The organism is Actinomycetospora sp. (assembly GCF_036497585.1).
Lineage (GTDB): Bacteria > Actinomycetota > Actinomycetes > Mycobacteriales > Pseudonocardiaceae > Actinomycetospora.
In genome coordinates this window covers 1-19788 of the sequence record NZ_DASXJD010000229.1, presented here as the reverse complement: position 1 = coordinate 19788, position 19788 = coordinate 1, and the positions used below count along the sequence as shown (strand labels likewise).

20 protein-coding genes and 1 pseudogene are annotated in these 19788 nt (G+C 71.5%); 6 read left to right on the top strand and 15 right to left on the bottom strand.

What is annotated here, in order from left to right; all coding sequences use genetic code 11:
• Positions 1 to 119 precede the first annotated feature (119 nt).
• From VGH76_RS24475 to VGH76_RS24455, 6 genes and pseudogenes are all read right to left on the bottom strand, one after another.
• The gene (locus VGH76_RS24475; protein ID WP_331559361.1) at positions 120 to 587 is read right to left on the bottom strand and encodes a helix-turn-helix domain-containing protein; all 468 of its coding nucleotides are present in this window, start codon (positions 585 to 587) and stop codon (positions 120 to 122) included.
• A 103-nt stretch (positions 588 to 690) separates the two neighbouring features.
• Positions 691 to 1260 (bottom strand): ParB N-terminal domain-containing protein, encoded by a 570-nt coding sequence (locus tag VGH76_RS24470; RefSeq protein WP_331559360.1) that lies wholly within the window; start codon positions 1258 to 1260, stop codon positions 691 to 693.
• Between the two features lie 534 nt (positions 1261 to 1794).
• Positions 1795 to 1980, bottom strand: a complete 186-nt coding sequence (locus VGH76_RS24465; protein WP_331559359.1) for a hypothetical protein — start codon at positions 1978 to 1980, stop codon at positions 1795 to 1797.
• Entirely contained in the window at positions 1970 to 2206 is a 237-nt protein-coding gene (locus tag VGH76_RS28085; RefSeq protein ID WP_414637806.1) for a helix-turn-helix domain-containing protein, read from the bottom strand. The genes VGH76_RS24465 and VGH76_RS28085 overlap by 11 nt, the downstream gene beginning before the upstream one ends.
• A gap of 214 nt (positions 2207 to 2420) precedes the next feature.
• Positions 2421 to 3899, bottom strand: a complete 1479-nt coding sequence (locus tag VGH76_RS24460; protein WP_331559358.1) for a recombinase family protein — start codon at positions 3897 to 3899, stop codon at positions 2421 to 2423.
• A gap of 595 nt (positions 3900 to 4494) precedes the next feature.
• Positions 4495 to 5169 (bottom strand): annotated as a pseudogene (locus tag VGH76_RS24455) (DUF222 domain-containing protein); the annotation flags it as partial.
• 160 nt (positions 5170 to 5329) lie between these two features.
• Here VGH76_RS24455 and VGH76_RS24450 point away from each other — a divergent pair.
• Positions 5330 to 5809 (top strand): DinB family protein, encoded by a 480-nt coding sequence (locus VGH76_RS24450; protein ID WP_331559357.1) that lies wholly within the window; start codon positions 5330 to 5332, stop codon positions 5807 to 5809.
• A gap of 101 nt (positions 5810 to 5910) precedes the next feature.
• On the opposite strand, the gene VGH76_RS24445 is transcribed toward VGH76_RS24450, so the two are convergent.
• The 3 genes from VGH76_RS24445 to VGH76_RS24435 all read right to left on the bottom strand — a co-directional run bounded on the left by VGH76_RS24445 (position 5911) and on the right by VGH76_RS24435 (position 9029).
• Positions 5911 to 6495 carry a TIGR03086 family metal-binding protein gene (locus VGH76_RS24445; protein ID WP_331559356.1) on the bottom strand — a complete coding sequence of 195 codons (585 nt, stop codon included), beginning with the start codon at positions 6493 to 6495 and terminating at the stop codon, positions 5911 to 5913.
• Between the two features lie 78 nt (positions 6496 to 6573).
• A complete protein-coding gene (locus VGH76_RS24440; RefSeq protein ID WP_331559355.1) occupies positions 6574 to 7596 on the bottom strand; it encodes a DUF6777 domain-containing protein in 1023 nt (340 codons plus the stop codon).
• 566 nt (positions 7597 to 8162) lie between these two features.
• The gene (locus VGH76_RS24435) at positions 8163 to 9029 is read right to left on the bottom strand and encodes a beta-propeller fold lactonase family protein (RefSeq protein ID WP_331559354.1); all 867 of its coding nucleotides are present in this window, start codon (positions 9027 to 9029) and stop codon (positions 8163 to 8165) included.
• A 236-nt stretch (positions 9030 to 9265) separates the two neighbouring features.
• Between VGH76_RS24435 and VGH76_RS24430 the strand changes: the two genes are divergently transcribed.
• The 3 genes from VGH76_RS24430 to VGH76_RS28080 all read left to right on the top strand — a co-directional run bounded on the left by VGH76_RS24430 (position 9266) and on the right by VGH76_RS28080 (position 12574).
• Positions 9266 to 11458, top strand: a complete 2193-nt coding sequence (locus VGH76_RS24430) for a SpoIIE family protein phosphatase (protein ID WP_331559353.1) — start codon at positions 9266 to 9268, stop codon at positions 11456 to 11458.
• Positions 11455 to 11907, top strand: coding sequence for an STAS domain-containing protein (locus VGH76_RS24425; protein ID WP_331559352.1), 453 nt, complete (start codon positions 11455 to 11457; stop codon positions 11905 to 11907). The genes VGH76_RS24430 and VGH76_RS24425 overlap by 4 nt, the downstream gene beginning before the upstream one ends.
• A gap of 139 nt (positions 11908 to 12046) precedes the next feature.
• Positions 12047 to 12574 (top strand): ATP-binding protein, encoded by a 528-nt coding sequence (locus VGH76_RS28080; RefSeq protein ID WP_414637805.1) that lies wholly within the window; start codon positions 12047 to 12049, stop codon positions 12572 to 12574.
• Between the two features lie 5 nt (positions 12575 to 12579).
• Here the strand turns inward: VGH76_RS28080 and VGH76_RS24420 are convergent, their stop codons facing one another.
• The 6 genes from VGH76_RS24420 to VGH76_RS24395 all read right to left on the bottom strand — a co-directional run bounded on the left by VGH76_RS24420 (position 12580) and on the right by VGH76_RS24395 (position 18040).
• Positions 12580 to 13467 carry a universal stress protein gene (locus tag VGH76_RS24420; RefSeq protein WP_331559351.1) on the bottom strand — a complete coding sequence of 296 codons (888 nt, stop codon included), beginning with the start codon at positions 13465 to 13467 and terminating at the stop codon, positions 12580 to 12582.
• Positions 13468 to 13642: 175 nt separating this feature from the next.
• Complete coding sequence (locus VGH76_RS24415; RefSeq protein ID WP_331559350.1) at positions 13643 to 14470, bottom strand: cytochrome c biogenesis CcdA family protein; 828 nt, start codon at positions 14468 to 14470, stop codon at positions 13643 to 13645.
• Between the two features lies 1 nt (position 14471).
• The gene (locus VGH76_RS24410) at positions 14472 to 15221 is read right to left on the bottom strand and encodes a DsbA family protein (RefSeq protein WP_331559349.1); all 750 of its coding nucleotides are present in this window, start codon (positions 15219 to 15221) and stop codon (positions 14472 to 14474) included.
• Positions 15222 to 15300: 79 nt separating this feature from the next.
• Complete coding sequence (locus VGH76_RS24405; RefSeq protein ID WP_331559348.1) at positions 15301 to 15675, bottom strand: PIN domain-containing protein; 375 nt, start codon at positions 15673 to 15675, stop codon at positions 15301 to 15303.
• Positions 15672 to 16067, bottom strand: a complete 396-nt coding sequence (locus VGH76_RS24400) for a hypothetical protein (protein WP_331559347.1) — start codon at positions 16065 to 16067, stop codon at positions 15672 to 15674. The genes VGH76_RS24405 and VGH76_RS24400 overlap by 4 nt, the downstream gene beginning before the upstream one ends.
• On the bottom strand, positions 16064 to 18040 hold the full coding sequence (locus VGH76_RS24395; RefSeq protein ID WP_331559346.1) for a multicopper oxidase family protein: 1977 nt from the start codon (positions 18038 to 18040) through the stop codon (positions 16064 to 16066). The genes VGH76_RS24400 and VGH76_RS24395 overlap by 4 nt, the downstream gene beginning before the upstream one ends.
• Before the next feature lie 552 nt (positions 18041 to 18592).
• On the opposite strand from VGH76_RS24395, the gene VGH76_RS24390 reads away from it, so the two are divergent.
• Both VGH76_RS24390 and VGH76_RS24385 read left to right on the top strand, forming a co-directional pair.
• Positions 18593 to 18928 carry a hypothetical protein gene (locus tag VGH76_RS24390; RefSeq protein WP_331559345.1) on the top strand — a complete coding sequence of 112 codons (336 nt, stop codon included), beginning with the start codon at positions 18593 to 18595 and terminating at the stop codon, positions 18926 to 18928.
• 485 nt (positions 18929 to 19413) lie between these two features.
• Positions 19414 to 19788: hypothetical protein (locus VGH76_RS24385; protein WP_331559344.1), on the top strand; the 375-nt coding region annotated here is incomplete at its 3' end.

Sequence of the window (19788 nt, the reverse complement as noted above, 5' to 3'; positions counted from 1 at the left end):
GCGATCTTCTACAGCAAGCTCTACCACCGGCTGCTGCGGCCGCTGGCCGCGGCCAACCAGCCGCCCGCACCGCAACCGCTGCGCCAGGCTCTCCGAACGATCGACCGCCACGTCGCCGACTACATCAGCCAGGCGCGCATGATCGCGTGAGGACTTGGCTCAAGTTTCGAACTCCTAGCGTCCAAGGCCGCTAGTCCGGTGGTCGGACCACCTTCATCGTCAGCTAGTCCGGTGGCCGGACCAGGTCCTAGTCCGGTGTTCGACCTAGCGTCGTCGGGGGGTAGGTCGGTGGTCGACCTAACGGGGATGTCGAGCACGTACACGTTGCGGGCGCCGCGGAGCTGCTCGGCCACAAGCGGCCGGACCCGCCCGACCCATCCCAGCGTCGTCAGGTCGTGCAGTGTCGTGACAACGGTGCTGCGAGACAGGCCGGTCTCACGGACGAGCACGGAGAGGCTCGGGCTGTACTCCGGCGGGATCTGTCCGGACTCGGTGTCGGCTCTCAGCACGAGCACGAGCATCACGAGACGCTCCGTCGGAGTGAGCGTCGACGAGAGGACCGCGTCCTTGATCTCCCAGCGGCTCACCGCGACCACCCACTGGTAGCCAGCGCGGTTAGACCTTCGCCTTCCTGGGCCTCGACGGTGCGGTGCAGCTCCAGGGCGCGCTCGCCGCGGGCGTGCGGATCGGTCACGGGCCCGCCCAGCCCTCAGCCTCGGCTCGAGCGACCACCATGGCGCGCTTGTCCTCGCTGAGGTGCTGCCGTACCACGTTGAGGCTGTAGATCAGGTCCAATAGCCGACCCTCATCGGCGTAGACCGCGCCGGTCAGCACCTCGAACCGTGGCGAGACGCCGGTCTTCTGGCACGCCAGCAGGCGCAGTCGCCCGTCCACGATGGTGACTTCGTCCGGGGCGAGCAGGATCGGTTCCTGCAGCCCGCGCTGGCAGATCGACTCTGCTAGGGCGTCGAACTGGGTCGGCGGCATCAGCGGGAACTCGGCCAGGAACGGGTGGACCCTGTAGCCGGCCAGCTCGAGGTCCCCGACGGTGTAGAACCCGATGGTCTGGGCGGAGACCGACACCGCATTCGGCGAGGGTGGGTCAACTTGACCCGCCCGCCCGGCCCGCCGGCCACTGTCGAGGTCGTCGCGCACGGTGTTGCGGGCGACCCCGAGTGCCGGCCCAATTGCGCGGGTCGACAGCCCCGCCGCGGCGAGCTCCCGGACCAGGGCGCGGCGGTCTTCGCGGTCCAGGCGCACCAGGCGGCCGCCGACCTCGGCCTCGCAGTAGCGCTGCCAGGAGGCGTAGCCCAGCGTTCGCCAGGCGCCGGAGGTGTAGCCAAGGGCACGACCTCGCGCAGCTCGGTCCTCGCGTCGGTCAGGTTCTGAGCGGCGGCCCGAAATCGCTGGGTGATTTCTCGGGCCTGCTCGAGGTCGATGGGAGCGGGGAGGTTCATCCGCCCACCCCGCAGCCGCAGCGGCTGGCGAACCGCTCTCGCTCAGAGGCCGCACGGACCTCCCGCGGGACGTCGACCCGATAACCGAGCACGGCCAGGTGCCGCCACGCGGCCCGCCATGAGCGGAGCTCGGCCGGGGTGCCCGTGGGCAGCGGCCGCGGGTCGAGTGGGTCGCGCTGACTGGCGGCGAGCGGCTCGCAGCGCCACGACGCGGCACTGCGAGCCCGCAGTCGGTCACCCGCGCTAAGATCCGCGAAGTCGCTGGTGGCCTGGTGACTGTTTGTTGTGGACGGCGCCTCTTCTTGGCCGGGGAGGCGCCGTTCGCACGTCTCGGGGCTCACGTGGCGGGCTCACCTCCCGCCGGCTTCGGGCCCGGGTTGGGCTCCGTGGCGAGCAGGATCGCGGCGACCCGGTCGAGCACGACGGGGTCGGTGATCTTCGGCGGCAGACCCTGCGCCCGGCGTTCGGCGGCAACGGTGGCCGCGATGCGTTGGGCGCGGGTCTCCTCGTCCTCAGGCAGCATCGGGTGCTCTCCCGTCTGCCGGGGAGGCGAAGAACGCGTCGACCGAGCAGCCGAGCCCGGCCGCGAGCCGACCGAGTGCTGGCGCGCTGGGAAATCGTCGACCGTATTCGTAGTCGCGGATGGTAAGAGGGGACAGTCCGGTGCGTCGCGCGAGCGCTGGGCGGCTCAGTTCTTGTGAGTCGCGCGCTTCGCGCAGCTGTAGGGGAGCGAAGACCGGGACGGGCACGGGACACAGGCTGACCGCCTACCCCCAATGTACGCAAACGTGCCCATCTGTCCAATCACGCCATTTCTGTCGCGCAGCGCCATCTCTTCGGAATTGGCTGTCTAACTGTGTCTAGCCGTGCCAGATACTGGCGTCCCAATTGTCGAGATATGAGCTAGTGATGCACAGGGAACCGGAGCCGAACCTTCGGCGAAGATCACTCGGTCGGGCGACGTCAGCGCCAGATCACTTCGAGGCGGGCGGGGTCGAACCGGTTGCCCGGCGGGGTCGGCGGGCCGACGGTGACCGACTCGACCACCGCAAGGACCACGGCCCGGCGCTGGGCGACGTTCATCGACTCCCACCTCTCACGCATCTGCGTCCCCGTCCCGACAAACCCCTCCAGCGCGGTCGTCTGGGTGGCCTGGGCCAGACGGCGCCGGGCCGACTCGATCCTGGCCACGATCGGCGTCCGGGCCGCTTTCCACTCCGCCCGGGTGATCTCGCCGGTACCGCGGTCTTCGGCGAGTAGTTCGAGCTCGCGTTCGTCGTCTCGGATCGTCGCGACGAGATCCGGCTCGGCGTCGCTCCTGCGGGCTAGCCGCTCGGTCAGCTCGCGCGAGGAGAGCGCATGGCGCACGCGGTCGCGGACCTCGGCGTCAGTGCGCTCGCCGTGGATCGCGGTCCGTCCGCACGACCCGTGGCCCGGCGCGTCGGTGCACACGTAGCGCGGCACACCGGCTCGGGGCCGCGACACCATCGGGCGTCCGCACCGCGAGCAGGTGAGCAACCCAGAGAGCATCGTCTTGCGGGCCTCCCGTGGTGACGTGCGCCGGGCGGGGTTGGTCAGCAGGGCCCGGAGCTTGTCCGAATCTCTCGGTGAGATGATCTCCGGGCCGCCGTCGCCGGTGATCTCACCGCACACGGGCCGCGAGGCCTTCCCCTTCCACGTATCGGTCGGGGTGTGCTCGCGTCGGCCGCTGATCCGCGCCGAGCACATCAGCGACCGCAACGTGATCGTGCGCCACTGCCCGCCCTTGACCGTGGGCACTGCGCGGGCGTTGAGGTCGCGGACCACCGAGATCAGCGACTCACCGCCGAGCAGCCGCTTGGTGCACTCCTCAATGATCGCGGCCTCGTCGTCGTTGACCGACTCGACCGCGACCGTCTTGGGCTTGCCCTTCCTGTCTGGCTCGACGCGGTAGGTGCGGTCGAACCCGTAGCAGCGGGTGCCGCCGGTGTGCGCCCTGCCGGCGTCGGCGGCTTGCTTGATCTGCGAGCGCTGACGCTCGGACTTCACTTCCGACTCCATCGTGTCGAACTCGCCCACCAGCCCAGCCATCGCCCGCCCGTAGGCGCTGGAGAGATCGAACTCGGTGCCTTTGACCGGCAGCAGCGACACCCGATGGCGCTGCATCAGATCGATGCCCTCGGCCCGCTCGCGGCGGTTACGCCACAGGCGGGACAGGTGGTAGCAGACGATGACGTCGACCTCGGCGCGCTGCACAGCGCCGAGCAGCTCGAGGTACTGCGGCCGGCGCTTCCCGTTGGTGGCCGAGATCGAGTTGTCCGTGTAGGTGCCGACCACGACGTACTCGCGGGCCTCGCACAGCCCCCGCGCCTCGTCCTGCTGGCGGGTGACCCCCAGCTCGTCGTCGGACTTGTCCAGGCTGATGCGGGCATAGATCGCGGCCCGTCGCGGCTGCTCGGTCACGGTCACATAGTGACAGGCTCGGGTTCTCGAGGCAGGTCTCCCCGCCGTCGACCCAGTGGTGCACGTGATGGGCGTGGCAGCGTTCGGGACGGCGATTGCATCCCCGGACGCTGCAGCCCTGGTCGCGCACCACCAGGGCCCGCCGTATCCCCTCGGGGACGCTGTAGGAGAGCCGACCCACGTCCAGAGGCTCCGAGCGTGTTCCGAGCACCATCGGCACGATCCCGGCGTCGCAGGCCAGCCGCCGAACCTCGGCCGGGCTGATCGCGTCCTCGGGCCCCACCAGCCCGTGCCCGATCCGGTCGCGCAGCCACGAGTAGGACATCGTCAGCATCAGCAGGGCCCGGCCCGGGGCGCGCGTGCGGGACAGGGCCGCGGCGACCTCGCCCTCGGCGCCGCTCCCGACCTCGTCGTCGGCGTCGTCATCGGCGTCGTCGAGCCGCCTCTGGTACTCCTCGAGACGAGCGACGTCGTCGGGGTGGCGGTCCTCGGGGTGCAGGTGTCGCGGGTCGCCCTGACCGCGCTCTGGTGGGGCGGTGGTCTCGCCCGGGTCCGCCCGGTCCCCCGGCGCGACGTTCGCCCCGATCCCGCCCGGGGCCGTGGCCAGCCCGCACAGCTCGAGCAGCGCCGCCGCGTACCGGGCCTCGAGCCCGCGGTCGTCCTCCGCCCCGGCGCGACCGGACAGCGCGTCGAGCGCTGCGAGGATCAGCTGGATGTCCGCCCGCCCGCGGAAGCGCCCCTTGAGCGCCAGCGACCCGTCGGCTCGCCGCGCGATCCGCAGCTCGTCGCCGGACTCGGCGTCCTCCTCGGGGGCCACCCCGTCCGGGTCCAGCGCCGCGATCAACCGCGCCGCCACCCTCGCCAGACCTCGAGGGGCCAGAGTCGCGGCGTGCTTCGCCAAGTACTCCTCGGCCTCGGCCAACGCCGCCGGGTCGATCCCGTCCACCCGCTCCAGGTAGCGCACCGCCTCGTCGATCACCCGCACGTGCCCGCGATCCACGGTCCCCGCCGCCGACACCGGGGCGGACGCGGCGAGACGTGGCTCGACGATCGCCCCGCTCGGCGACGGCGCCGGGCACAACGCCCGCGACTGGCGCACCAACCGGCGCGCCTCCCCCGGATCGACCCGCCACAGGTCCTGGACCAATCGCTCCGTCGAACGGTAGCCCGACACCTCGGCCACCCCGTCCGCCTCCAGTCGAGCCACTTCGCACAGCACCGCGTGCTCGGCGCGACGGGCGGCCACCATCACCTCCTGGGCGTGGCTCATCACCGCCTCGTCGACCAACGGCCTGCTCATGGTGACGACGGTAGACGCACCCCCCGACAATCTCGGGCTGAACTGCAGGAACGACCGCCTCAGTACGTCGACCGGCAGTCCGGGACCATGCAACGACCGCCAACCCCGGCGGCACGACAGGAGGCTCGGTATGGGCTCGTTCGACGTGCTGCTCGACGACGAGCGCACCCAGCTCGACGCCTTCATCGAGGAGTACCGCGGCGCTCTCGAGGCCGCCCTCGGCGGCCTCTCCGAGGAACAGGCCCGCCGCCGGCTCGTCCCGTCGGCGACGACGCTGCTCGGGCTGCTCAAGCACGTCACGTGGATGCAGCGGGTGTGGTTCGAGGAGTGCATCGGCAGGACGCCGCGGCGTGAGCTCGGCCTGGTCGGGAGCCCGGAGGAGTCCTTCCGCCTCGCCGACGACGACACCGTTGCCAGTGTCACGGCGGCCCACCGGGAGGCATGCGCGACGGCGCGGGCGGCCGTGTCCGAGCTCCCGCTGGACGCCGTGGTGACCGGCCACCGGACGGGACCGCGCACGGTGCGCTGGGTGTACCTGCAGGTGCTGCGCGAACTCGCCCAGCACTGCGGTCACGCCGACATCCTGCGCGAGCAGATCCTCGCCGGCTGAGTCCCGACGAACGGACCTGGTCACGTCCTGTGTGGCGACGCGCCCCACGGCCGCCGGGACTCGCCACAGGGGTTGCGATCTCTCGTCGGGCCCCCCCGCCGTCACGACGCCGTCGGCTCCCACCCCGGGTCGCGGCCGATGAAGGCCAGCATCCGGGTCTGCACGTCGGCGTCCGCCGGCACCTCGACCTTCGGCCCGTACTGGCCGCTGGAGCGCAGGAGCTCGTCGAGCGGTTCCATCCCCTCGAGCATCACCGCGCACCGCTCCGGATCGAGGGTCCCGTCCTGCCCGGTGGCCCGCGCGAGGTCCCAGGTGTGCATGAAGACGTCGGCGGTGAAGAAGCGCGACACGGCCTGCGGGAGCGGGACCTCACCGATGTAGGGGTTGGTGAGGATCTTCTCTGCGCACGCCCGGTCGTCGAGGACGGCCTGCACGCCGTCGCTCATCGTCCGCCAGGCGCCGGCCGGGTCGTCGTCGACGTCCGGGCCCGACGGCAGCTTCACCCCGGTGCCGCCGGCCAGGAACGGCGGGAACCACCCGACGAGGTGGCGTACGACGTCGTGCGCCGTCCACTCCGGCACCGGCGACGGGCGCCCCCAGTCCTCCTCGGGTACCGCCTCGACGAGCGCGGTGAAGCGGCCGGCGATCTCCCGGTACTCGTCGGCGACGGGCTGGTCGACGATCACGACGGTGCCTCCTTCACGTGGGTCCACACCAGACTGTCGAACCGGCCGCCGCTTCTTCGACAGGTGAGGGGCCCCCGATCAGGACGATTGTCGCGACGTGGAGGTCGTGGTGGTCGTCGTCGTGGACTTCGTCGTCGTGGTCGTCGTCGGCGTGGTCGTCGTCGGCGTGGTCGTGCTCGTGGTGGTGGTGGTCGTGCTGGTGGGCGTCGTGGTGGACGTGGAGTCACACGGGACGGCCACCGTCACGGTGTCGCTCCCGGACGTGGACGCCGCGCACTCGCCGGGGCCGGCGGACCGCTTCCCGGAGGTGTCGGAGCCCGCCTTCGACGACGACGTGTCCGTCGACGAGGTGGTCGTGGACGAGCTGCTCGACGACGACGACGAGGACTGGTGGTGGTCCCACCCCGGCTGCCGACCCCAGTGCCACGGCGGCACGTGCACGTCGACCACGGTGTTGGTCTGGATGTTGATGACGGTCAGGTTCTCGACGACCACCGGCGCGGGCTGGATGACGATGACGGTGACCGGCTCGAAACGGGTCCACTTCTGCCCGACGAAGTGGTCGGACTGGTGCTCCGGCGGCGCGCTCAGCGGGTTCCCGCAGTAGCACTTCACGCGCGGCGTGCCGTAGCCGTCGACGAGCACCGCGGTCCCCGCCTCGAGCACGGCCGGGTACGACGTCAGCTCACCGTCGCGGAAGCCGTGGTTGGTGACGGACGTGTCGGCCCGGAGCACGACCGGCGTCAGTTGGTGGACGTACTCGGGGATGTCGCTCGTCGAGACACCCTCGGCCTCGGCCCACGCGGCCGCCTTGTCCTGGTGGATTCGCAGGAACTGCGACATCTGGTCCTGGTCGCAGCTGCCGTTGTCCAGCGTGCCCCCGAACAATCCGGGAGTGCTCCCCGCGACCGCTCCCCCGGAGTTCGTCGGCGGCGACCCGACGGCGGCGTCGGGCCCCTGCGCGGGCATGAAGGCGTTCGCCGTCGCGGAATTGGTCGGCTCGAGGGTCGCGTCGCTGGCCGCGGCGTCCTGCGCACGCCACACCAGGTAGGCGGCCATGGCAGCCAGGAACACCACCAGCGCGACCAGCACCGTGATCACGGTGGCCACCGTGCTGCGCCGACGTCGTCGCGGCGGCGGGGGCAGGACCGGAGGCGACCAGTACGGTTCCGAGTACGCCATTGCGGACCCCCGTGTCGTGTCGACCGCGTTGTGGCTCCACCTCGGGCCCGGCCCATCGGCGACCCCTCGAGTCCCCCGACACGAGCAACTGATGGTGACATGGACGCGTCGTCTGTCAGCACTGATTCATTCGATCGGCGTAGCAAATCTCTCGATGGCCTACAAAGACTTACGCATTGTGAGAGGGACGGCGCCGGGTCGACACTGATTCCGCTCGGTCGGGACAGCCGGGTTGCCGTCGACCGTGCTGCTCGGTGTGCTCGGCCGTCGTCCCCAGCGCGTGGACATCCCAGCCCCCGACCCTCCGGCGTTCACGACCACGTCCATGATCGACGGTCGGGGACGAGCGGCGCAGCCGCCGTTGCGGTGCGCTAGGATCGACCGGATCTCGCCCGCCCGCTGGGTTTGGCGGCGGCCCGGGACATGCCGCGTGGGCACCGTGAGCCGTCCGGCCGGAGAACCCGGACGCGGGATGGCGCCCCGTGTCAGCCCGCACCGCCAACGTCCAACACCGTGACGGTGCCGTCGACGAGGTTGGTGACGTAGGCCTGCCGCCCGTCGCGTGCGACCGCGACGCTCGTCGGGCCCCTCCCCACCGGCACCGTCGCCGTGATCTGCAGCGTGTCGGTGTCGAGCACCTGCACCGCGTTCGCGTCGACCGCGACGAGGAGGAGGTAGCGGCCGTCGGCCGACAGCGACACGTCCTGCGGGTGGTTCGCGGTCGGCACCGCGGCGACGACCCGCCCCGTGACCACGTTGGTGACGGAGACCGTGTTGCCGTCGTAGTCGGCGTCGAAGAGCAACGGCTTGCTGCGGTGCCGGACGAGCGCGTGTGGGCTCTGGCCCACCGGCAGCGTCCCGACGACGGCGTCGGTGGCCGTGTCGATCGTCGTCACCAGGTTGGACTCGTGGTCGGCCGCGTAGAGCCGGGTGCCGTCCGGGGACAGGTCCAGCCAGTGCGGGTTGGGCGGGACCGCGATGGTGCCGGGACGGCGTTGCTCGCGGTGTCGACGACGGTGATCGAGCTCGAGTCGTGGTTCGGCAGGTAGAGCCGTCTCCCGTCCGGGGCGACGACGAGCGCGAAGGGACGCTTCCCGGTGGGGATACGGGCGACGAACGCGCTGGTCCCGGTGTCCACGACACCGACCTCGTTCACGGTGAAGACCGGGTCGGAGATGCTGACGTAGGCCCGGGAGCCGTCGGGCGAGAACGCGACGAACTGCGGGCCGCCGTCGGGGACCGGGATGGTGCCGGTGACCGCGTTGCGGGTGGTGTCGACGACGGTGAGGACGTTCGCCGTCCGCTTGGGGATCGAGCTGGCGCGGCGGGTCGTCCTGCTCGAAGCGCTGCATACCGTCCCCCCAGGCCGCCGACCTGCAGGTTAGCCGGCTGGAGCGCCACCTCGGCGAGCAGCGAGTGGAGGGCTCCGGAGAGCCGGATCACCGGTGATCCAGTCGCAGGAGGCACTCCTCTCGCGGTGGCGGAGCGTGCCCGCCGTCGATCCCACGAGTTTCCGGGCCGCGCACGAACGGACTATCGCGTGCGACACGAGTTCCGGAGAGCAGTCCCGGCTTGTAGCCTTTTCGGGGTGTCGCCCAGCGTCGAGGACTTACTCAGCGTGGTTCCTCACGCCTTGGCCGTCACCTCTGGCGTCGACCATGTCGTGGAGTGGATCAGCCCTCTCGGTGCACGGCTTCTCGGTGAAAGCCTGTCGGTCGGTAGACCGCTCGGCGAGGCCGGGGTGCCCGGGACCGAGGAATTGGTCGCCGCCGCGGCGTGGGCCTACGGACTCCGCCGGAAGTCGGGTGTGACGGTAGGCCGATCGGCGGCCGAGACATCCGATCGCCTGAGCTGCGGTCGCGTGACGGTCAGCTGCGAGCCGTTGCCGAGCGAGGGTGGCGCGACGTCGGGGGTGCTGCTGCGGGAGGTTCCCGAGGGTGACGAGCTCGCACCCGGCGATGCGGGTGGCGCGGGGCGGTCCCGGGCTCGAGGGTTCCAGCGGCTGACGGAGCAGCTCTCCAGCGCCGCGACCCCGCAGGAGATCGGACAGCTCGCGGCGACGACTGCTGCGACCCTGTTGGAAGCGGACGACTGCGGCGTGTACACCCGGGCTCCAGACTCGGACGTACTGGAAAGCCTCTACACGACCGGAACGTCCGGCGACGCGGTCTCTCCCTTCCGGCGCGTCCCGATTCGGCCAGGGCGGCCGCTGTCCGATGCGGTGCTGACGGCCAGCCCGGTATGGCTGGAGGACGGCGACCAGTGGCGGTCGCGGTATCCGGAGATGGCCTCGGCGGGTGTGTCCGGGGGGCACCAGGCCTGTGTGTGTCTGCCGCTACGGGTCGACGACCGCGAACTCGGGGCGGTGGTGTTCCGCTTCCGCCGGCCACGGGTGTTCGGGTCGGGCGAACGCGGGTTCCTCGTGGCGGTGGCGTCGTTGTGCGCCCAGGCGCTCGACCGGGCCCGGCTCTATGCCGCGGAGAGCGACGCGCGCGCCGCCGCGGAACGCGAGCGGGATCGCATGACATTCCTGGCGCAGGCGAGCCAGCTGATGGAAGCGCCGCTGTCGGTCGAGGAACGTCTGCAACGGCTCGCCGACTTCGCGGTGACCGGGATCGCCGACTGGTCGGCGGTGCATCTGGTTCGCGCCGATCGTGTGGAGCAGATCGCCGTCGCGCACCTCGACCCCGAGAAGGTCGCCTTCGTCGAGGAGCTCGAGCGGCGCTATCCGCCCGATCCCGAGGCGGAAGGGGGCGCCCTGCAGGTGGCCCGGTCCGGTCACCCGGTGGTGATGACGGACGTGGCGGACGAGTTGCTCGTGGCGAGTGCCGCCGATGCGACCCACCTCGAGCTGATGCGGGCTCTCGGACTGCGTTCGGCGATCGTGGTGCCGCTGCTGGTGCGCGGTCGCAGCCTGGGGGCCCTGACGTTGGTGCACGCCGAGTCGGGCCGTCAGTTCGTGGAGGACGACCTGACCTTCGCCGGTCAGCTCGCCGCCACCGCCGCGATCGCGCTGGACAACGCTGCGCTGTACGAGAAGCAGCGCACCGTGGCGCACACCTTGCAGACCGCGCTGCTGCCCAGCGAGCTACCCGACATCCCGGGGATGAGGTGTGCGGGACGGTACCGCCCGCCCACGCCCGAACTGACCGACGTCTGGGTGGGCGGGGACCTCTACGACGTCTGCCAGGACGACGAGCGGGGCCGGTGGGCGTTGACGGTCGCCGACGTGTGCGGCAAGGGACCCGAGGCCGCGGCGTTGACGGCACTGATCCGGCACACGGTCCACGCCGAGGTCAACCACGGACACCGGCCGACCGAGGTGCTGCGCTGGGTCAACGCGGCGATGCTGCGCGACAACGCCGGGTCGCGGGCACGGTTCGCCACGGTGGTCCACGCGCACCTGACGGTGGACGAGACCGGCGCCTCGGTGCGGCTGGTCAACGGGGGGCACCTGCCGGCGCTGGTGTTGCGCTCGGGCCGAGTCGAGTCGGTGGCGGTGGCGGGCACGCTGCTCGGCGTGTACCGCTATCCCAAGCTCTCGGAGGTCCAGATGCACATCGGGCCGGGCGACACGCTGGTGCTCTACACCGACGGCGTGACCGAGGCCCGCCGCGGGCACGAGTGGTACGGCTCGGAGCGTCTGGAGGCGTTGCTGGCCTCGCTCGACGGTGGGTCGGCCGACGACATCGCCGACGGGATACTCGCCGACATCTGCCGGTTCCAACGCGGAGAGCTCCACGACGACGTGGCCGTCCTGGTCGCCCAGGCCACGGCATGACCGGGCCCACCGAACCGCCGCCCGACACCCTCCCGGCGACCGGGGCGGCGACCGCCCTGCGGGTGGTCCGGCGGCAGGAGGAGCCGGACCGGATGGAGCTCGTGCTGCACGGCGAGTTGGACATCACGACGTTCCCGATCGCACAACGCGAGATCAGCAGCGTTCAGGACCAGCGTCCGGCGATCCTCGTCCTTGACATGGCGGAGCTGGCCTACCTGGACTCCTCCGGGATCCGACTGGTGCTGCTGGCCCAGCAACACGCCGACGACTCCGGGCGGAAGGTGGCGGTACGCCTCGGCGATGGGCAGGCTCGACGTCTCTTCGACATGCTGGGCCTCGCCGACCGCTTCGACGTCCTCGACGCCGGCCCCGCGATCGACGCGGACACGGACACCGCCCGACGGCCCGACGGCACGGCCGACGATCGAGGTCAGGGCTCATCCCCGTGATCGCGCGTGACGGCCTGCCCCGCCCCCACGACTCGGGGGACACGTTCCGCCACCTCGCGGTGATCTACCGGTCGCTCGAGGAGCTCCTGGAGGTGGTGACACCCCTCCTGAGCGACGCGCTGGTCCGGGACGACGTCCTGTGGGCGACCGTCACCGACCTGCTGCGCGTGACGATCGAGAAGCGGCAGCCCGCATTGGCCCCGAGCATCGTCTTCCGCGAACCGACCCAGCTCTCCGGCTACTCCGGACAGACCATCGCCGTGCAGCGCGCCAACGACGCCTGCGAGATCGTCAAGACAGGTCGGGGCGCAACCATCCTCAGCGACGGCGCCGTCCTCTCCGGGCATCCCGCCGCACATACGGCGAGGCCGCACGGCTCGAACCCTCGCGCATCGACGGCCTGGTCGTGGCGATCGGCGAACTGGTCGGCAACAGCATCGAGCACGGCGCCGGGCACGGCACGTTGTCGTGGTGGACGAGCCCGGGCCGAGCCGTCGCGGAGATCCACGACCCCGGGCACCTGGGCGCGGTCACGCCCGGGCTGCGTCGACCCGATGCCCTCGCTCCCCGTGGGCGTGGGGTCTGGCTCGCGCGGCAGTTCAGCGACGTTCTCCACCTGTGGACCTCTTGGGACGGTACCCATGCACGCCTCGAGATCGCAGCCTGAGCACCTCACGCGAGGGTGGTCGACTCCCGCGTCATCGTCGACACGACCGCGACCGGGCACTTGCAGAGGATCGGGAGGAAGTGCCCGGTCCACCCGCTCCCCAGGACGCCGCCGCGACGTCGGGACGGGGCCACGATGAGCTGGACGCTCGCATCGGCACCCAGGAGCTCGTCCTCGAGCGGCCCGGTCACGGTCTCGGTCCGGATCTCGAGGCCGGGATGGCTTTCCCGCAGTTGCGCGAGCTGCGGGCCGTCCTCGTCGCTCGCCTGCTCCGTCAGCACCCGCAGGGCCACGTCGCGCCGCTCGGCGGCATCGGCGGCGAACGCCAGCGCGCGCTCCCCGTCCGGGCTGTCGTCGAGGGCGACCAGCACCGGGGCGTCCTCGGTCCGCGCCCGCGTCCGGCCGCCCGCCGGCACCAGGATCACCGGGCACCGGCAGTGGGTGGTCACCTCACCGAGGACCGACCCCAGGGAGAGCGGGATGGGCCCACCGGGGCCGTTCGAGCCCACCACGAGCAGGCTGGCCTCGGTCGCGTAGTCGACCAGCGCCGGGCCCACCCGCCCCGACAAGGCGTGCATGGTGACCACCAGGTCCGGGCTGATCCCGTGGGCGATCGACTTCGCGCGCGACAGCAGCGCCCGTGCCCGCCCGCGGGGCACCCCCGCCTCGTCCGCGGCGCCGCCGGGAGCGGGGAGGACCTCCACCAGGTGGAGCGCCAGGCCACGACGGTCGGCGGCCTGGGCAGCCCACGCCACGGCCGCGCGGGCGCTGTTGGAGTCGTCGACCCCGACGACCACCCCGGTCACCTGCCCGGCGGCCGACGGCGCTTGCGGTGGGGACCCGGCGCTCTCCTCGATGACGACGCCCGGCGCTCCGGCTGCTTGTTCGCTCATCGTCGCCCACCCCGATCCTCGGAAGCTGCTGCCGTCGATGGTGGCCCGGAGCGCGGCCAAGGTCACCCACTTCGTCGAGATTGCTCCGGGCTCGTCGCTGACCGGCTGCTCCCATCGGGACATCGGGGCGAAACCGTCGGATCCGACCCGCCGAGTACGGGTGCTGGTCCGCGACTCATCCCGTGCGACCCCGTGATCGGGCGAGCCGCCACGCCACGACCGCCACGATCACCACCGCGACGACGCCGAGCGCGACGAGGTCGGGAACCGAGTTCCCGACGACGAGCGCGGTGCCCTCGGCGCCTGCAGCGGTGGCGGGATCCGCGCCCACGAGACCGGCGGTCCCGTCGAAGACGACGAACAGCACCCCGACGGCGATGAACAGCAGCCCGGAGATCGTGGACGTGCTGTGCAGGCGCAGTGGGCCGAGCCGGTACTCGCGTCCCCGCAGCCAGCGGCGGCCGCCGAGGTCGAAGCGCTGCCAGAGCAGGGCCAGCACGAACAACGGCAGCGCCATCCCGAGGGCGTAGAGCGCCAGCAGCGCCGCCCCCCGGACCGCCTGACCGCCGGCGGCGGCCACCGTCAGGACCGCCCCGAGGATCGGACCGGAGCAGAACCCCGCCAGCCCGTACGCCGCCCCGAGCCCGAGCGTCGCCAGCCACGTCCCGCGGCGGGCCATCCGGGCCTGGAACCGCGTCGCCGAGGAGAGCGCCCAGCCACCCCCGAGGAGCTGGACCACCCCGAGCACGACGATGACCACCCCCGCCGTCGTGATCACGACGCCGCGGTGCGCGGCGAGCACCGAGGCCAGCGCGCCCGACCCGGCCCCGAGCGGAACGAGCACCACCGCGAGCCCCACGAGGAACACCGCGGTCCGCGCGACGAGCTCGGTTCGACCGCCGAAGGCGTAGGCGAAGAACGAGGGCAGCAGCAGCGCGCTGCACGGGCTCACCAGCGCGAGGACGCCCCCGAGGAACGCCGCGGTGTAGCCGAGGTCGGGCACCTCAGCGGGTCCGGGCCAGCGCCGCGTCGATCGCCTGCTGGAAGGTGGGCAGCGGCTGCGCGCCGAAGATCAGCTGGTCGGAGATGACGAAGCTGGGCACGCCGCCGACGCCGAGCCGGGACCCGAGCTGCTGGTCGGCCGCCACCGCCTGCGCGATCGCGGGGTCGGCGAGGTCACGCCGGAAGCGCGGCACGTCGAGGCCGAGCTGCCCGGCGAGCGCCGCGAGGGTCTGCTCGGTGACCTCACCGCGGTTCTCCGGTGCCTGGTCGCGATAGAGCGCCGCATGGACGTCCCAGAACCGGTCCTGACGGGCCGCGGCGCGCGCGGCGCGGGCCTCGAGCACGGACTCCGGGCCCAGGTAGGCGAAGTCGTGCCACTCGATGCGCACCTGCCCGCTGTCGACGTACTGCCGCAGCAGGGCCGGCTGGGTGGCGGTGGTGTAGAGCCGGCAGAACGGGCACTGGAAGTCGCCCCACTCCGCGACGACGACGGGCGCGTCGGGACGGCCCAGGGCCAGCGGGTCCCCCGGCTGGCGGCGCTCGACCGCCAGCCGGGCTTGCGACGTCGGGTCCTGCGGCGCCGCGCTCGTCCCACCCGGGAACGAGCTGCCGGACTCCACCGTGATCACGGCGAGCACAGCGAGCAGGACCAGCGCGACGGCGGCGCCGATCACCAGCCGGGTCCGGTTCCGCGGACGACGTTCCCGGCCGGCGTCGGTGTCGCGCTCTGTCCCGGGTGGCGACGACGTCATGTCCCGACCTTCGCACGCGACCCCCGCGTCGTTCGCGCTGGCCGAGAGCGAGCTCGGGGGCGAACGGGCGCTCGGCGACTCACACGGAGACGATCTGGAGCTCGTCCTCCAGCCCGACCAGGTCGCCGCCGTGGCGGGTGTAGAGCCGATCACCGTGGGCGTGAGCGGTCGCCGCGATCAGGAGATCCATGCTGCGCGGGCGCGGACTGCGGCCGACGTCGGCCACAGCGGACGCCAGCAGCCCGTAACTCGTCGCGCCCGCCCCATCGACCGGGACGGGATCGAACATCGACCGCAGTGCGGTCAGCCGTCGCAGCCGCTCGCCTCGCACCCCCCGGTCACGCGCCACCAGCACGCCGTAGTGCAGCTCGGCCACGGACACGGCGCTGATCCCGAGGTCGCCCTCGAGCGCGCCGAGATCGGCGCACCGAACCCACCCGACGAGCGTGGTCATGTCTCCACGAACGAGGCCGTGCCGTGGAGCCGCGAGACCGAGTAGGAGTCGCGCTGGCCCACGTCGAACTGCGCCGCGAGCGAGGTCCGGTGCACCGCCGTCACCGCGACGGTCGTGACCGGCAGACTCTGGGACGCCGGGAGCCGTACCTCGGGCAGGACGACCGAGAAGGTCGTCGACCCCAGGTCCACGGTCCGTGCGAGCGTCACGGTGACCAGACGACCCATCGCGGTGTCGTCCACCAGTACCTCGTCCTTGACGAAGACCTGCTGCTGGTGGGTGTCGTGGTAGCTCACCTGCGGCGATCCGTCGAGCGACGGGGAGATCGTCACCATGCGGTGATCGGGCCCGGTGAACGAATAGAGGTTCGCATCGACCGTCGGCCGACTCATGCTGTTCCACCCTTCCCACCGTCGGTCGATGCCGGAGCCGCCATCGACATGCCCATCCCGCTCGGCGTCATCCCGGGCGGAATCACGAGGAACGATCGCATCATCTCGTTGTCCTCGTGCTCGAGGATGTGGCAGTGGTAGACGTACTTGCCGAGCAGGTCGAACCGGATCGCCACCGCGACGAGTTCGTTGGGGAACACCCTCACGGTGTCCTTCCACCCGAACCGTTCGTGCGGCTCGTAGGCGCGCCCAGGCCCTGTTCTCACGATCGGTTGGTCGGCGGGCACCGCGAAGTCGTAGGTGTCGGCCCGGTCGTTGACCGGCTGGAACTCCGATTGGTGGATGTGGAGAGGATGGACATCCCCCGTCGTGTTGAGGAAGGAGAACACCTGCCACCGGTCGAGCTCGGCATAGATGCCCAGGGTGCTGTAGAAGTCGCCGGTGGGGCCGGGGACCGCCGGCGCCAGGTTGACCGGGCGGTAGGCGACGGGCTGCGTGTCGTTGGGCAACTGCAGCAGGATCGGACCGGTGGCCGGATTCCCGTTCGCATCCGGCGGCGCGTGCTCGATCTCCTGCAGGGTCAGGTGGCCGGTGGGGTCCTCGACGAGGAGCACCGCGTGGTGATCGTGCCCCTCGATGCTGACCTCGGGGGCGCCACCGGCGACCGGTTGGGTGTGGATGACCCGGCGGAAGTCCGGGTTGAGGACGCGGTTCGTGACGTCCTCCCAGAGGTCGGCGTGCGGGGACCTCGGGGCCTCCTCGTCGACGAGCAGGGACATGACCTGCGGGAAGGGGATCCGGTCCTCGGGTCGGCTGCGGGTCAGCGGCGTCGAGGGAGGGTCGCCGTGGAACGGTGCCTGGGCGGAGTTGACCACGAAGATCCTCGTGCCGGGTTCGAGGCCGCGGAGGTCGACCAACAGGTCGGCGCGCTCGGCGGGAGCGAGGGTGATCCCGGCCTCGACGTCGACCGGCTGCGCTCGCCAGAGCAACCCACCGTCGGTGCCGACGAGGCGGAGCCGCTCCGGATCCATGCAGGTGAGGGACTCGTCGAGGAGATGCAACCGGAACACCCGGGAGTTGCCGACGCCGTACAGCCGGAGCCGGACGACCCCCGGCCCGACCTTGAGCGTCGGCCACAGCTTCCCCCCGACCAGCGTCAACGGTCCGAAGAACTCCGCGGTCTCCGGCGTGATCTTGTGGAGGAACCGCAGCGAGTGCATCGGCTCAGCGGCGTGGCCGTCGGACGCGGCGACGTGGCCGTCGCCGGAGGCCGGCGCGGGCGACATCAGCTCGGCGTCGTCGACGATGTTGCGGTCGGTGATCATCAGGACCGCCTCCCCGTCGGCGGGCGTACAGGGCAGTCGTAGCGCCTTCTCCCGCGGATCACGGACCAGGTACGGCCCGGCCAGCCCCGCGTAGACGTGGAAGCCGGTGCCACCCATCGCGTGGTCGTGGTACCACTGCATCGGCCCGCGCTTGATCAGCCCGAGGTCACGGCTGTCGCTGTCGTTGTCGTACCGGCAGACCTGACGGCCGTTGGTGCGCATCATGTTGTCCGGCCAGCCGTCGGAGTCCGGGATCGAGTGCCCTCCGTGCAGGTGGGTGACGGTCAGGCCGATCGGTTTTCCTGTCTGGTCCTGCGGCACCCCCTCGGACCCCGCGGCGGCGACGCCGGGATCGACCTGCGGCGAGTTGCCGTCCGCCTTGTTCTCGGTCGTGGTCTTCCACGCCAGGAACGGGAGACCGGACTTCCCGAGACGGTTGTGGAAGGTGAGCGTCACGGGCTCGTCCGCTCGGGCCTCGAGGAGCGGCCCGGGCATGGTGACGGGGCCACCGTCCACCCCGTAGCCCCACGCCGCCATGGCCCGGAGGTCGGGGTGGATCGTGGCTTCTGTCGGAGTGAGCTCGACGTCGACCTCGCCGTGCACCGCCTGCGGCGTCGGCGCGACGATCTCGGCGGTGAAGGCCTCCACGGGCGCGTTCGGATCCGGGTACCCGAGAGGCAGCGGGAACGTGTCCGCGTCTCCTGCCGGACGTTCCGCCGCCGGAACCGGTTGTGACGCCGTATCGGTGGCCATGGCCATCCCCCGCTCCGTGAAGTCTTCTGTGGGCGCACGGAGGACGACGGTGTATTCCCCCCGAGAAACCCGTGTTCGACTGCTCCCCCACGGTAGGCACGGAGGACGCCGGCGGCGATAGCACTTCCGGCCCCTCATCGTGCTCCCGCTCTTCACGCCGGCGGCTCATCTCGAGTGCTACCAGCGTCCATTCGATACCCCCACCCCGTCAACGAGCCACATCGAATGGCCGCACGGCTGAGCAGAATCGGACGAAGTCGGTGCTCACGCCGGAAATCGTACTTCCGAAGGCACGGCGCGATGCGATCTCGGGCATGGCTGAGGGCCCTGATCGTCCCCGTCGTCCTCGCGGGCTGCGCGGCCGGCGCGGACCCCACCGGAGGAGGCGCCGTCGGCTACCTCGACGCCCGGAGTGCGTCCACCCCGCGCGAGGACGGGCCGGCCTTGGTGACGCTCCCGTCCAGCACAGAGGGCGCGAACCTGCTGGTCGCGGTGGCGATGGGCGACGGGCCGGGGCCCGGTGAAGCGAACGCCCAGGCGCAACGTTCGCGGCTGAGCGACAGCGCCGGCCACCTCTGGACCCAGCGGCTCCACCATGTCATGTTCGGCTCGATCGTCGACGTGTACACCGCGCCGGGTACACGCCACGGCCTGACCGTGCTCGCCTCCCGGCACGGCCGCTTCGGGTTCGAACACCGCCCGCAACGGCGGCTTCGGCGTGCCCCAACTGCGCGTCGACGCCTCCACAGTGACGTGCTCACCGAACTCGTCGACGGCCGCTAGAACACCCCGGCGGTCCCGGTGCCGGGGTTCCGACCGCTCTTGATCACCACGGTGTCGGCTGCGACTCGCCCTGGGGGGTTCAACGGCACGGCAACGGGACGGCTACGGCTCGTTCCCCCGCACTCCGCAGTGTCAGTACGCCCCGGGCCCGCCGGGTCGGGGTTGTCGTTGCGGGTCGAGCCAGGCCGGTGGGGTGAACCACGGTCGTCCGTCGAGCATGGTGATGTCCCATCCACCGTGGTGGACCAGGTGGTGGTGGAACGGACACAACAGGCACAGATTGCAGAGGGGTCGCTAGTGGTGCCTCCGCCGAGCCGTGTCCATCGATCCCGAGAGCGAGCAGGCTCGACCGCAACTCGGTCCCGCCGTTCGACAACGACCAGGGGGCCGGGGGCGGGGGGGGCCTTGCGTGCACCGACAGCAGCGGAAGGGCGACACGACGAGCAGGAGGGCAGGCGATGCCCGAGGACACGTGATCGCCGCCCATGGGGATCATCGGCCCCGCGTTGGTCAACAAGAATACGACGATGATCAGTCCCGACACCGGGACTCCGCACGACGAGATCAACCCGCCCGCTCGCCGCTCGATGCTTGCGGGCGGCCCGCAGGCCACCGCACGACTCGGCCACGACGACGCCTGCACCCACTACCTGTGCGCCCTCACGCTCCTCGACGACGCGGATCCGGCGCGGGGCACCGTCCTGCTCGACCTGGCGGCCGCGCACGAACGGGCCGGCACGGTCGACCCGGCGCGGCGGCACTACCGGGAAGCCGCCGTACTGAGTCGCTCCACCGACGATGCGGTGACGCTCGCCCACGCCGCCCTCGGCCTGCACTCGCTCGGGCACCGGACCGGAGCG

Coding starts and splice junctions, on each gene's coding strand:
- VGH76_RS24465 (WP_331559359.1), bottom strand. CDS start 1,980: ATGCTGCCTGAGGACGAGGAGACCCGCGCCCAACGCATCGCGGCCACC.
- VGH76_RS24450 (WP_331559357.1), top strand. CDS start 5,330: ATGGGCTCGTTCGACGTGCTGCTCGACGACGAGCGCACCCAGCTCGAC.
- VGH76_RS24435 (WP_331559354.1), bottom strand. CDS start 9,029: ATGCAGCGCTTCGAGCAGGACGACCCGCCGCGCCAGCTCGATCCCCAA.
- VGH76_RS24425 (WP_331559352.1), top strand. CDS start 11,455: ATGACCGGGCCCACCGAACCGCCGCCCGACACCCTCCCGGCGACCGGG.
- VGH76_RS24420 (WP_331559351.1), bottom strand. CDS start 13,467: ATGAGCGAACAAGCAGCCGGAGCGCCGGGCGTCGTCATCGAGGAGAGC.
- VGH76_RS24410 (WP_331559349.1), bottom strand. CDS start 15,221: ATGACGTCGTCGCCACCCGGGACAGAGCGCGACACCGACGCCGGCCGG.
- VGH76_RS24405 (WP_331559348.1), bottom strand. CDS start 15,675: ATGACCACGCTCGTCGGGTGGGTTCGGTGCGCCGATCTCGGCGCGCTC.
- VGH76_RS24400 (WP_331559347.1), bottom strand. CDS start 16,067: ATGAGTCGGCCGACGGTCGATGCGAACCTCTATTCGTTCACCGGGCCC.